Here is a 12,296-nt window from a genome sequence, read left to right as displayed (position 1 = left end):
AAACCTCATCGACGCACCGGGCCACGTCGACTTCGCCGACGAGGTGGAACGCTCGCTGCGGGTGCTGGACGGCGCGATCGCGGTATTCGACGCGGTGGCCGGGACGGAGCCGCAGAGCGAGTCCGTGTGGCGGCCGGCGGACCGGCACGGTGTGCCGCGGAGGCCCCCCTCATCCTGCTGATGGTGTCCGCCGACAAGCGCTTCGGCCTCGTCCATGTCGACCACCGCACCCAGCGGCGCACCATCAAGAGTTCCGGCCACCACTTCGCGGACCTCATCCGCGAGCACCCGGCGGGGGTGGGCGGCGGCGGCCAGACACCCCGACCGGGCACGCCTGGCCCGCCCTCGACCGCCCTCGACCGCTCCGGACTGCCCTGGCCCGGCCGCGCCCAGACCGGGTGCACTAGCACACGCGCACCACACAGGCAGGTACCTGATCAGCCACTTTTACCTGTTGCGTACTATGTGCAAGTGCGCGAGACCAGTATCAGGACGGCGGGGCCGGAGGACGTGGACGGTGCGCGAGCTGTCATGCTCGACACCGTCTACCGGGACTTCGGCACCGGCTACGTACCGCGGTGGCACGGCGACATCGTCGACCCGGCCGCCGCCTACCTCACCCCCGACCGGCACACCCTCCTCGTGGCCCTCCAGGAGGGCGAGGTCGTGGCCACCGGGGCGCTGGACTCGCGCGGCCCCCTGCATCCCCCCAACCCGGCGCACCTCGCCGCGCGCTACCCGTCCGGGCCGACCGCGCAGCTCCGCCGGATCTACGTACGGCCCGAGCACCGGCGGCGCGGCATCGCGCGGCGGCTGGTCGAGGAACTGCTGGACTTCGCCGCCGACCACGCGTACCGGTCGGTGTATCTGCACACCGACCCCGCCGTACCCGGCGCCGAGGCGTTCTGGCGGTCCCTGGGCAAGGTCGTGCACGACGAACGGGACGATCCCGGTGGCGGGCAGGGGATCATCCACTTCGAGATACCGATCGGGCGGTAGCCAAGTCCATGCGTTCCACCACCCCCCAGCGACCGTCCACCCCCCAGGGACCGTCCACCCCCCAGGGACCGTCCGTCCCCCAGGGACCGTCCGTCCCCCAGGGACCGTCCGTCCCCCAGGGACAGTCCGCCCCCCAGCGACCGTCCACCCCCCGGCGACGGGCCACCCTCTCGCGGCGCCACCGTCTGCTGGCCCCCCTGCTCGCCGCACCCCTGCTCACCGGCTGCTTCGCCTCCGGCCCCGACTCCGACAGCTCCGGCGGCTCCGGCTCCGGTGCCGACGGCGGCGGTGAGCGGTTGCGGGTCGCGCTCGCCTTCCCGCCCGCCGAGCAGCTCTCCCCGTACGGCGCCGACGCCACGATCCTCAGCCGCCTCGGCATCACCGAGGGACTGACCTCCCTCGACGCCAACGGGGCCGCCGCGCCCGCCCTCGCCGAGTCCTGGCAGCGGGAGTCCGACCGGACCTGGCGGTTCGCCCTGCGCGAGGCCGTCTTCCAGGACGGCACCGAGGTCACCCCGGCCGCCGTCGCCGCCGCCCTCACCCACGCCGCCGGGGCCGAACCCCGGCCCGCCGCACTCTCCGGCATCACCCTCACCGCGAAGGCCGAGGGCGCCGACGCCGTACGCATCACCACCGGCGACCCCGACCCGGTCCTCCCGCTGCGTCTCGCCAGCCCCAACCTCGCCGTCCTCGCCGCCACGGCGTACGACGGCGACCGCGTCGACCCGCTCGGCACCGCCACCGGCCCCTTCGAGCTGACCGAGGTGTCCGGCAGCGGCTCCGCCACCCTCGAACGCAACGACGACCACTGGGACGGCCGCGCCCAGGCCCCCGGCATCGACGTCCGCTTCATCGCCGACGGCACCGCCCGCGCCGCGGCCCTGCGCACCGGACAGGTGGACATCGCCGAGGCGATCCCCGTCGCCCAGGCCGCCACCCTCGACCAGAAGACGGTCCGCGAGACCGCCACCACCCGCACCACCAACCTGCTCCTCAACAGCGACAAGGGCGTCTTCGCCGACCCGGGGCTGCGCGCCGCCGCCCGCGCCGCCGTCGACCCCGCCGCACTGGCCGAGGGCGTCTACGAGGGCCACGCCGACCCCGGCGTCGGCGTCTACGGGCCCGCCGTGAGCTGGGCCGAGGGCAAGCGGAAGGAGCCCACCGGACGGGCCCGGGCGAAGGACCCCGAGGGCACCGGCATCACCCTCGCCACCTACGACAACCGGCCCGAACTGCCCGAGGTCGCCCAGGTGCTCAAGCAGCAACTGGAGAAGGCCGGCTTCAAGGTCACCCTCGACGTCCGCGAGTACTCCCGGATCGAGAGCGACGCCCTCGACGGCGAGTTCGACGCGTTCGTCCTCGCCCGCAACAGCCTGGTCGACACCGGCGACCCGGTCGCCATCCTCGCCGGTGACTACGGCTGCGACGGCGGCTACAACCTCGCCCTGCTCTGCGACAAGGGCGTCGACCAGGCCGTGGCGAAGGCCGAGGCCACCGCCGACACCGACCAGCGCCGGGACGCCGTCATGACCGCCGAGGCCCGCCTCCTCGGCACCGACGCCGTCGTCCCGCTGGTCCACCAGCGGATCATCACCGGCGTCGGCGCGTCCGTGCGCGGCGTCCTCCTCGACCCCTACGAGCGCACCCTCGTCACCACCGGCACCCGGCGCTGACGATGAGGAGCACCGTGGGCACGCTGCTGTGGCGTGCCGGTCTCGCCGCGCTGCTGGTCTGTCTCGTCGGCCTGCTGCCGTGGCTCGCGCACACCGACCCCGCGCTCACGGTGCTCAAGGCCCGCTCCGCCGACCGCGACCCCACCCCCGAGGTCCTCGACGCGATCCGCGCCCAGCTCGGACTCGACCGCGGCCCGCTCCACCTGCTCGGGGAGTGGCTCGGCGGGCTGCCGCGCGGCGACGCCGGACAGTCCTGGATCTCGGGCGCGGACGTCACCCCGACCGTGCTCCAGGCACTCGGCGTCTCCCTGCTGCTGACCGCCGTCGCCCTGGCCGTGGCCGCGCTGACCGCCGCCCTCGTCTGCGCCCGCACCCTGCGCACCGGGGGCCGTGGCCGGCGCGGCGCCACCGGGTCCGCCGTGCTCGCCGCGCTGCCCGAGTTCCTCACCGCGTCCGTGCTCGCCACCGTCGTCGGCGTCCAGCTCGGCTGGCTCCCCGCCCTCGGCTGGTACGGCCCCCAGTACACCCTGCTGCCCGCCCTCGCCCTCGGTCTGCCCGCCGGGGCCGTGCTCGGCAGACTCCTGGACGACCTCCTGCCCGGCGCCTTCGCCGAACCCTGGGCGCAGGCCGCCGCCGCCCGGGGCATACCCCCGCGGCGCATCGCCCGCCAGGCGGTCCGCCGCACCCTGCCCGCGCTGCTGCCCAACGCCGGACTGTTCGTCGTCGGCATCACCGGCGGCGCCGTCGCCGTCGAGCAGATCTTCGACATCCCCGGCCTCGGCCGGACCACCCTGGAAGCCGCCCTCGCCCAGGACCTCCCCGTCCTCCAGGCCGGCACCCTCGCCCTCGTCCTGCTCGCCGCGGCGGCCACCGGCGCCGCCCGTCTCGCCGCCCGGCTCCTGATCGGCCCCGCCCTGGACGACGGCGCACTGCCCACCCTGCACCGCCGCACCCCGCCCGCGCGGGGCCTGCTGCCGCTCGCCCTCGCCGCCGTCCTGCTCGCCGTCATCGCCGCGGGACTGCCCCGCGACCCGCTCGCCCTCGACACCGGACGGCGGCTCGAAGCGCCCTCCTGGTCCCACCCGTTCGGCACCGACGCCCTCGGCCGCGATCTGCTCGCCCGCGTCGCCCACGGCGCCCTGGACACCCTGCTGCTCGCCCTCGCCATCACCGCCGTGACCCTGCTCACCGGCGTCGCGCTCGGGCTGCTGCCCCGGCTCTCCGGCCCGCTCGCCGACACGGTCAACGCGGTCCCGCCCGTCCTCGGCGCCCTCCTCGTCACCGCGCTCGCCGGACGCGGCACCTGGACCCCGGCCCTCGCCGTCGCCGCCGTCGCCTGGGCCCCGCTCGCCGCCCACACCTCCGCCCTGCTCCGCCAGGAACGCGCCGCCCTGCACATCACCGCCACCCGCTCCCTGGGCGCCACCCCCTGGTACCTGCTCCGGCACGAACTCCTGCCCGCCGTCCTCCCGCCGGTCACCCGCCACGCCCTGCTCCGGCTGCCCGGCGTCGCCCTCACCCTCGCCTCCCTCGCCTTCCTCGGCCTCGGCGCCCAGCCGCCGTCCCCCGAGTGGGGCCTGCTCCTCGCCGAGAACCAGCCCTACGCCGAACGCGCCCCCTGGGCCGTCCTCGCCCCCGCCGCCGTCCTCGCCCTGCTCGGCGCGCTCGCCGTCAGCACGGCGGGCGGGGTACGGCCGCCCCGACGCCGGACGCGGGAGGGGGACGTACCCGCAAGGCCCGTACCCGCGAAGGAGCCGGCGGGGGCCGGGGCGCGGTGAGTCCCGGCACGACCCGGCCGCGCTCCGCACCGCTGTCCCCGCTGCTGCGGCTGCTCGTCCTCACCCAGCTCGCCTTCAACATCGGCTTCTTCGCCGTGCTGCCGTTCCTCGCCGACCACCTCGGTACGGCGATCGGGATGGCGGGCTGGCTGGTCGGGTTCGTGCTCGGGCTGCGGACCTTCAGCCAGCAGGGCCTGTTCGTGGTCGGCGGGGCCCTCGCCGACCGCTACGGGATACGGCCCGTGGTGCTCGCCGGCTGTCTGCTGCGCATCGCCGGATTCGGCTGGCTCGGGTTCGCCGAGCGGACCTGGGCCGTGATCGGCGCGGTGCTCCTGATCGGGTTCGCCGCCGCGCTGTTCTCCCCGGCCGTCGAGTCCGAGGTCGCCCGGCAGGCCGTGCTGCGGGAGGCGGCGGGCGGCGGCTCCCGTACCCGGGTGCTCGCCCTGTTCACCGCGGCCGGACAGGCCGGCGCGTTCGTCGGACCGCTGCTCGGGGCGCTGCTGCTCGCGGTCGACTTCCGTACCGTGTGTCTCGCCGGGGCCGGGGTCTTCGTCCTGGTCCTCGCCGGGCACGCCCGGCTGCTGCCGCAGCGCGTCCCCGACCGGCCGCCGGTCCGCTTCGCGGGCGGTACGGCACTGCTCCTGCGCAACCGCCGCTTCCTCGCCCTGTGCTGCGCCTACGGGACCTACCTGCTCGCCTACAACCAGCTCTACCTCGCGCTGCCCGCCGAGGTCGAGCGGGCCACCGGCTCCCAGCAGGCGCTGGCCTGGCTGTTCGCGCTGTCCTCGCTGCTGGTGGTCACCGCGCAACTGCCCCTCACCCGATGGGTGGGGGAGCGGCTCGCGCCGCGTACGTCCATGGCGGCCGGGCTGCTGCTGATCGCCGCCGGGTTCGCGGTGGTCGCCCTCGCCCTGCCCGCCGGACGGTCCGGTGCGGCGGGACTGCTGCCCGGCGCCGGGTTCGTCGTCCTGCTCACCCTGGGGCAGATGCTGGTCGCGCCCGCGGCCCGGGGCTGGGTGCCCGATCTGGCGGAGGAGGGGCGACTGGGCCTGTACACCGGTGCCCTGTCGTCGGTGTCCGGTCTGATCGTGCTGGTGGGGAGCGCGGCGACCGGCCTGCTGCTGGACTCCGGGCTGCCGGCCCCGGTGCCGTGGCTGGTGCTGGCCGCCGTCGCGGCGGGAGCCGTGGGCCTCCTGCCGCGCCCCGCCCCACGGACGGCCCCGCGGACGGCCCCGGCCTGAGCCGCCGTCAGCCCGCCGCGCTCTCCGGCACCGGCTCCCGCCGCCGTCAGCCCGCCGCGCTCTCCAGCACCGGCTCCCGCCGCCGTCAGCCCGCCACGGTCTCCAGCACCGGCTCCCGCCCCCCACCCCGTACCACCACGGTCACCACCCGCACCCGCACCCGCACCCGCGACCCGCGCCACAGCCCCACCACGTCCCGCCCGAACGACCACACCAGCAGCGCGAGCGCCACCGCCGCCACCCCGGCGTTCACCGCACCCGGCAGCAACCCGGCACCCGCGACCAGCAGCAGCACCCCTTGCAGCGCCGCGACCGTCTTACGGGCCGTGCTCGGCGGCAACGGGGCCGTCAGCCAGGGCCAGACCCGGGCCGCCGCCACGAAGACGTACCGCATCGCGCCGATCACCAGCACCCAGGGCCCCAACTCCATGGAGACGTACACACTCAGCACCAGGATCAGGAACGCGTCGACCTCCATGTCGAAGCGCGCGCCGAGCGCGGACGAGGTGCCCGTGCGCCGCGCCACCTTGCCGTCGACCCCGTCCAGGACCAGCGCCACGGCCGTCAGCCCGACCAGCAGGGTGACCGGCGGCGCGGACCGGAACGAGTCGGCGACCAGCGCGGTCACCCCGCCGACCAGGATGGCCCGGCCGAGCGTCACCCGGTTCGCCGGACCGAACCTGCTCAGCCGGGAGCGGCGCAGCGCGACCGTCAGCACCGCCCACAGGGCGAGCGCGAAGACCAGCCCGCTCAGCAGCCCCGCCGTCCCGATCCCGAACGCGGACCCGAGCAGGGCCAGCAGCAGAAGCTGGGCCCCCGCGCCGACCGCCGGTTCCTGAAGAACCGGCCGCACTCCCAAGGTGTTGTTCAGGGCCACCGCGCATCCTCCGGCCGTGTGACAGAGTCGTTCGACGCCGCGTACTGTGCGCGGCCTGTGCACACCAGGTACGTGGACAGCTTCCCGATCGTTCAGGAGGATGCGGATGAAGCGCACCGCGCGGGCGTTCTGGATCGACCGCCCGGGTGAGGGCCGACTGCGGGAGACCGTGCTCCCGGAACCCGCCGACGGCGAGGTCGTCGTCCGCACCCTGTGGTCGGGCATCAGCCGCGGCACCGAGAGCCTCGTCTTTCGCGGCGGAGTCCCCGGCAGCCAGCACGCGCAGATGCGCGCGCCCTTCCAGGAAGGCGACTTCCCGGCCCCCGTGAAGTACGGCTACCTCAATGTCGGCGAGGTGGAGGAGGGCCCCTCCGACCTGCTCGGACGCACCGTCTTCTGCCTCTACCCGCATCAGAGCCGCTACGTCGTCCCCGCCACCGCCGTCACCCCCGTACCGGACTCCGTGCCCGCCGGGCGGGCGGTCCTCGCCGGCACCGTCGAGACCGCCGTCAACGCGCTGTGGGACGCGGCACCGCTGATCGGCGACCGTATCGCGGTGGTCGGCGGCGGCATGGTCGGCTGCTCGGTCGCCGCGCTCCTCACCCGCTTCCCCGGCGTCCGGCTGCAGTTGGTCGACGCCGACCCCGCCCGCGCCGAGATCGCCGCCGCGCTCGGCGTGGACTTCGCCGCGCCCGAGGACGCCCTCGGCGGCTGCGACCTCGTCGTGCACGCCAGCGCCACCGAGCGCGGCCTCGCCCGCGCCCTGGACCTGCTCACCCCCGAGGGCACGGTCGTCGAACTCAGCTGGTACGGCGACCGGCGGGTCGGTCTCCCGCTCGGCGAGGCGTTCCACTCCCGGCGACTGGTCATCCGCAGCAGCCAGGTCGGCACCGTCTCCCCGGCCCGCAGCGCCACCCGCGGCTACGCCGACCGGCTCGCCCTCGCCCTCGACCTGCTCGCCGACCCCCGCCTGGACGCGCTCGTCACCGGCGAGTGCGCCTTCGAGGAACTCCCGGTCGTGATGCCGCTCATCGCCTCCGGCCGGATCCCCGCCCTGTGCCACCGGGTGCGGTACCCGCAGACGCCCTGACCGGCCGTCGGGACTCGGCCAACTCCGGGGGAAGCGGGCTTGACCTGAGAGAAGGCGCGCGCTCTCGTGAACGCGGGAAGGGAAACAGCCGTATTCCCCGGCAGTTCACGCCTTGCGTCTGGAGGGTCCCGCGTTGTTCAGTGTCACCGTCCGCGACCACATCATGGTCGCCCACAGCTTCCGCGGCGAGGTGTTCGGCCCCGCACAGCGCCTGCACGGAGCGACATTCCTGGTGGACGCCACCTTCCGGCGGGAGGAGCTGGACGACGACAACATCGTCGTCGACATGGGCCTGGCCGCGCGGGAACTCGGCGCCGTCACAGGTGAGCTGAACTATCGCAACCTCGATGACGAACCCGCCTTCGCGGGCGTCAACACCTCCACGGAGTTCCTCGCGAAGGTCATCGCCGACCGACTCGCCGAGCGGGTGCACCAGGGCGCCCTCGGCGAGGGGGCACGCGGACTGACCGGCCTCTCCGTGACACTCCATGAGTCGCACGTCGCCTGGGCGAGTCACGAGCGGGCGCTGTGAGCGGGACGACGGGGGTGACCGACCAGACCCGGGTGACCGACCGGACCGGGATGACCGGGGTGACCGGGGTGACCGGGGTCGCTGCGGCGGCCGGCCCGACCAGCACCCCCATGTCCCTGCGCTCCCTGCACTTCGTCATGCCCGCCGGCGTGGACGATCCGGCCACCCCGAGCGGCGGCAACGCCTACGACCGCCGGGTCAGCCTCGACCTGCCCGGCTTCGGCTGGCAGGTCCACCGCCACCTCATGCCCGGCGGCTGGCCACGCCCCGGACCCGAGGCCCGCGCCGAACTCGCCAGGCTGCTAAGGCAGTTGCCGGACGACGCCGTCGTACTCCTGGACGGCCTGGTCGCCTGCGGTGTCCCCACGACCGTGCTCCCGGAGGCGGCCCGGCTGCGCCTCGCCGTCCTCGTCCACCTCCCGCTCGCCGACGAGACGGGCCTCACCCGCGCCCTCGCCGAGGACCTGGACACCCGCGAACGCACCCTGCTGCGCGGCGTCCCCGCCGTGATCGCCACCAGCGACTGGGCGGCCCGCCGCCTCGTCGCCCACCACGGCCTCGCCCCCGACCGCGTCCATGTCGCCACCCCCGGCGCCGACATCGCCCCCCTCGCCCCCGGCACCGACGGGGTCTCCCGACTCCTGTGCGTGGCCGCGGTGACCCCCCGCAAGGGGCAGCACCGGCTGGTCGAGGCGCTGGCCCAGGTCACCGACCTGCCCTGGACCTGCGACAGTGTCGGCGCGCTCACTCAGGACCCCGGATACGTCGCCGACCTGCGCGCCCGCATCGCCCGGCACGGGCTGACCGACCGGATCCGGCTCACCGGACCGCGTACGGGCGCCGACCTCGACGCCGCCTACGCCACCGCCGACCTCATGGTTCTCACCTCGTACGCCGAGACCTACGGCATGGCGGTCACCGAGGCACTCGCGCGCGGCATCCCGGTCCTGGCCACCGACGTCGGCGGTGTCCCGGAGGCGGTCGGCCGCGCGCCCGACGGGGGAGTGCCCGGCATCCTCGTACCGCCGGAGGACCCGGCCGCCCTCGCCGCCGAACTGCGCGGCTGGTTCGGCGAACCGGACGTACGCCGACGCCTCAAGGCCGCCGCCAGGGCCCGCCGCGCCGCCCTGGGCGGCTGGGCGTCCACCGCGAGGTCCCTGGCGGGCGTCCTGGGACGACTGACCGCTTCCCCACGGAGGGCGGCATGACGGAGACACTCCCCGAGGAGCCGACGCGCTACGCGCCCGAGTGGCTCGAACTGCGGGAACCGGCGGACGCCGCCGCCCGCGCGACGGACCTGCTGGGCCCTCTGCGGGCCGCTCTGCGAGCCGGGTCGGACGGCACGGCCACGGTCGTCCACGACCTGGGCTGCGGCACCGGTTCGATGGGCCGCTGGCTCGCCCCCCGCCTGGACGGCCCCCAGCACTGGGTCCTGCACGACCGCGACCCCCACCTGCTGCGCCTCGCGGCGGCCGGTTCGCCCCGCTCGGCCGCCCACGGCTCCACCGTCACCGTCGAGACCCGCGGGGGAGATCTGGCCCGGCTCACCCCCGCCTCCCTGACCGGCACGTCCCCCGCGTCCCTGGTGACCGCGTCGGCGCTGCTGGACGTCCTGCGCGCCGAGGAGATCGACACCCTCGCCGCCGCGTGCGTGTCGGCCGGCTGCCCGACCCTGCTGACCCTGTCGGTGGCCGGCCGGGTGGACCTGACCCCGGAGGACCCCCTGGACGGCGTACTCACCGAGGCGTTCAACGCCCACCAGCGCCGCGAGGGCCTCCTGGGCCCCGACGCCGTCACCGCCGCCGCCACGGCCTTCTCGACCCGGGGCGCCGAGGTCCACCTCAGGCCCGCCCCCTGGCGCCTGGGCCCGGCGCAGGCCCCGTTGCTGACCGCGTGGCTACGGGGCTGGGTGACGGCGGCGGTGGAACAGTCCCCGTCCCTGGGACCCCGGGCCGCCCGCTATCTGTCCGCCCGCCTGGAAGCCCTGGACGCCGCCGCCCTCGACATCACCGTCCACCACACCGACCTCCTGGCCCTTCCCCCGACGAACGGCCCGACATGACCCCCACCCCCGACGACCCCCGACGAACGCGCACCCCGAAGGGGCACGGGGAACCGCGCGATCAACCCCAACGAACATGCACCCCCCCACCCACAACCCCCACCCCCACCCCGAAGGGGCGCGGGGAACTGCGCAAAAAACCCCGACGCACGGCCACCCCACAACCCACGCCCCCCACCCCCACCCCCACCCCCCGCCACAAACACCTCGGCACAGTGATCGGCGCCGCCACCCTCGCCCTCCTCATCCAACACCTCGGCACACACGCCCTCCTGAACAGCCTCACCCGCATCGACGCCCCCGCCCTCACCGCCGCTCTCACCATCGGCCTCCTCACCACCACCCTCAGCGCCCGCCGTTGGCAACTGGTGGCCCGCGCCCTCCACCTCCACCTCCCCCTGGCGCCGGCCGTCGCCGACTACTACCGCGCCCTGTTCCTCAACGCGGCCCTCCCCGGCGGGGTGCTGGGGGACGTCCACCGCGCCGTCCGCCACGGACACAGCGAGGGCGACCGCGGCCGGGGCGTCCGCGCCGTCGTCCTGGAGCGCACCGCCGGCCAACTGGTCCTCGCCCTCGCCGGTACGGCCGTACTCCTCACCCTCCCCTCCCCGGTCCGCGACGAGACCCGCCAGATCGCCCTCCCCCTCCTCACCGCCGCCGCGGGCACGGCCGCCATCGTGGCCGCCGTACGCATGAACCGCCCCCGCGAGGCCCGCCCCCGCGACGCCCGCCCCCGCGACGCCCACCCCCGCGCACCGCGCCACACCCCCCGCCACACCCTCCCCGCCGAGATCCGCGAGGCCCTCCTCTCCCGCCGCACCGCCCCCGGCGTCCTCGGCACCTCCGCCCTCGTCCTCGCGGGCCACCTCGCCCTGTTCGTCGTGGCCGCCCGGGTCGCCGGGGTCCCGGCGTCGGTCCTGGTCCTGCTGCCCCTCGGGGTGCTGGCCCTGCTCGCGATGAGCGTGCCGCTCAACGTCGGAGGCTGGGGCCCGCGCGAGGGCGTCACCGCGTGGGCGTTCGCGGCGGCCGGACTCGGCGCGCAGGCCGGACTGTCGACGGCGGTGGTCTACGGAGTGCTGAGCTTCGCGGCGAGCCTCCCGGGCGCGATCGTCCTGGCCGTCCGCCACCGCCCGACCCCGCCCCCAGCCCGCACCCGCACCTGCGCCCGCACCTGCACCCGCGCCCGCACTTGCACCCGCACCTGCACCCGCACCCCCGACTACGCCGAGGCGCCCCCGACACCCCCGTCGCCCCCCGGCCCCCGCGTGAGCAACTCGAAGCGTTCCCCGAAGGAATCCACGAAGCTGTCCAGCAACGCCTTCCCCTTTTCCGCCGAACCCAGGGAAGGACGGCCGATGACGCCCGAATCGGTATAGCCGGACATTCCGAGAGTCAACAGATGGCGTCGGTCGTCGGCGACGAAATCGGCGGACTCATAGCCGGGCCGGATCACTTCCGGATGAGCGTGCAGAAGAACGGAGGTCTCGATTTCCCCCGCGTGCATGTCGGTGAGCAACGACGTCTCCACCCCCGCCCGTTCCAGCGCCCGCTCCCAGTCCTCCAGGGCCGGGAACAACGCCATCCGCTCACCGCGCGCGGAGGCTTCCTGGACGACATTGCCCAGCACGTAGTTCCCGCCGTGGCCGTTGACCACCACCAGTGTGTCGACGCCCGAGCGGCGCAGTGAGTCGGCGATGTCCCTGACCACCGCGTGCAGGGTCACCGCGGAGATGCTGACGGTCCCCGGCCAGGCGGAGTGCTCGTGCGAGCAGGAGATCGTCACCGGAGGAAGGAGGTGCACCGGGTGGGCGGCGGCGATGTCCCGGGCCACGGCACAGGCGACCAGGGTGTCCGTCGCCAACGGCAGATGGCGGCCGTGCTGCTCGAAGCTCCCCACGGGCAGCACCGCGATCTGGGACGGCAGACCCGCGCCCCGGGCCCGTACGTCCTCCGTGGTGTCCACGGGCAGCGGACCGTGCGCCGCCACCGAGGCTATCCGCGCATCACCCATCTTTTTCCCGGCCTTTCGTCTCTGCTCAGAAAA

General features: G+C 75.2%; 10 protein-coding genes and 2 pseudogenes. 10 read left to right on the top strand and 2 right to left on the bottom strand.

The genetic code is table 11. The features are described from left to right. Window position 1: 1 nt before the first annotated feature. From ACIQNG_RS17655 to ACIQNG_RS17635, 5 genes and pseudogenes are all read left to right on the top strand, one after another. A pseudogene (locus ACIQNG_RS17655) lies at window positions 2-160 on the top strand (GTP-binding protein); the annotation flags it as partial. A 311-nt stretch (window positions 161-471) separates the two neighbouring features. Next, window positions 472-999 carry a GNAT family N-acetyltransferase gene (locus ACIQNG_RS17650; RefSeq protein WP_401424699.1) on the top strand — a complete coding sequence of 176 codons (528 nt, stop codon included), beginning with the start codon at window positions 472-474 and terminating at the stop codon, window positions 997-999. Between the two features lie 8 nt (window positions 1,000-1,007). Next, window positions 1,008-2,672 carry an ABC transporter substrate-binding protein gene (locus tag ACIQNG_RS17645; protein WP_401485899.1) on the top strand — a complete coding sequence of 555 codons (1,665 nt, stop codon included), beginning with the start codon at window positions 1,008-1,010 and terminating at the stop codon, window positions 2,670-2,672. A 2-nt stretch (window positions 2,673-2,674) separates the two neighbouring features. After that, window positions 2,675-4,450, top strand: a complete 1,776-nt coding sequence (locus tag ACIQNG_RS17640) for an ABC transporter permease subunit (RefSeq protein ID WP_401485897.1) — start codon at window positions 2,675-2,677, stop codon at window positions 4,448-4,450. After that, window positions 4,447-5,691 (top strand): MDR family MFS transporter, encoded by a 1,245-nt coding sequence (locus ACIQNG_RS17635; protein ID WP_401485895.1) that lies wholly within the window; start codon window positions 4,447-4,449, stop codon window positions 5,689-5,691. The genes ACIQNG_RS17640 and ACIQNG_RS17635 overlap by 4 nt, the downstream gene beginning before the upstream one ends. 85 nt (window positions 5,692-5,776) lie before the next feature. Here the strand turns inward: ACIQNG_RS17635 and ACIQNG_RS17630 are convergent, their stop codons facing one another. Then, the gene (locus tag ACIQNG_RS17630; RefSeq protein WP_401485893.1) at window positions 5,777-6,568 is read right to left on the bottom strand and encodes a CDP-alcohol phosphatidyltransferase family protein; all 792 of its coding nucleotides are present in this window, start codon (window positions 6,566-6,568) and stop codon (window positions 5,777-5,779) included. 106 nt (window positions 6,569-6,674) lie between these two features. Between ACIQNG_RS17630 and ACIQNG_RS17625 the strand changes: the two genes are divergently transcribed. From ACIQNG_RS17625 to ACIQNG_RS17605, 5 genes and pseudogenes are all read left to right on the top strand, one after another. Beyond that, window positions 6,675-7,658, top strand: a complete 984-nt coding sequence (locus ACIQNG_RS17625; protein ID WP_401485891.1) for a zinc-binding alcohol dehydrogenase — start codon at window positions 6,675-6,677, stop codon at window positions 7,656-7,658. 133 nt (window positions 7,659-7,791) lie between these two features. Beyond that, window positions 7,792-8,190 carry a 6-pyruvoyl trahydropterin synthase family protein gene (locus ACIQNG_RS17620; protein ID WP_401424693.1) on the top strand — a complete coding sequence of 133 codons (399 nt, stop codon included), beginning with the start codon at window positions 7,792-7,794 and terminating at the stop codon, window positions 8,188-8,190. A 50-nt stretch (window positions 8,191-8,240) separates the two neighbouring features. Further along, window positions 8,241-9,398, top strand: coding sequence for a glycosyltransferase family 4 protein (locus tag ACIQNG_RS17615; protein WP_401486309.1), 1,158 nt, complete (start codon window positions 8,241-8,243; stop codon window positions 9,396-9,398). Then, window positions 9,395-10,252, top strand: coding sequence for an SAM-dependent methyltransferase (locus ACIQNG_RS17610; RefSeq protein WP_401485889.1), 858 nt, complete (start codon window positions 9,395-9,397; stop codon window positions 10,250-10,252). The genes ACIQNG_RS17615 and ACIQNG_RS17610 overlap by 4 nt, the downstream gene beginning before the upstream one ends. Beyond that, window positions 10,249-11,289, top strand: a pseudogene (locus ACIQNG_RS17605) (lysylphosphatidylglycerol synthase transmembrane domain-containing protein); the annotation flags it as partial. The gene ACIQNG_RS17610 and the pseudogene ACIQNG_RS17605, both read left to right, overlap by 4 nt. Window positions 11,290-11,471: 182 nt before the next feature. Here the strand turns inward: ACIQNG_RS17605 and ACIQNG_RS17600 are convergent. Continuing rightward, window positions 11,472-12,263: a creatininase family protein gene (locus ACIQNG_RS17600; RefSeq protein WP_401424691.1), complete on the bottom strand. Its 792-nt coding sequence runs from the start codon at window positions 12,261-12,263 to the stop codon at window positions 11,472-11,474. Between the last annotated feature and the right edge of the window lie 33 nt (window positions 12,264-12,296).

The organism is Streptomyces sp. NPDC091377 (assembly GCF_044757045.1).
GTDB lineage: Bacteria > Actinomycetota > Actinomycetes > Streptomycetales > Streptomycetaceae > Streptomyces.
Note: the sequence above shows the minus strand (reverse complement) of the source record. Positions and strands in the feature narration are given on the sequence as shown.

What these genes read in the sequence shown, in the direction of transcription:
- ACIQNG_RS17645 (WP_401485899.1), top strand. Translation starts at nt 1,008, where the DNA reads ATGCGTTCCACCACCCCCCAGCGACCGTCCACCCCCCAGGGACCGTCC.
- ACIQNG_RS17640 (WP_401485897.1), top strand. Translation starts at nt 2,675, where the DNA reads ATGAGGAGCACCGTGGGCACGCTGCTGTGGCGTGCCGGTCTCGCCGCG.
- ACIQNG_RS17625 (WP_401485891.1), top strand. Translation starts at nt 6,675, where the DNA reads ATGAAGCGCACCGCGCGGGCGTTCTGGATCGACCGCCCGGGTGAGGGC.
- ACIQNG_RS17615 (WP_401486309.1), top strand. Translation starts at nt 8,241, where the DNA reads ATGACCGGGGTGACCGGGGTGACCGGGGTCGCTGCGGCGGCCGGCCCG.
- ACIQNG_RS17610 (WP_401485889.1), top strand. Translation starts at nt 9,395, where the DNA reads ATGACGGAGACACTCCCCGAGGAGCCGACGCGCTACGCGCCCGAGTGG.
- ACIQNG_RS17600 (WP_401424691.1), bottom strand. Translation starts at nt 12,263, where the DNA reads ATGGGTGATGCGCGGATAGCCTCGGTGGCGGCGCACGGTCCGCTGCCC.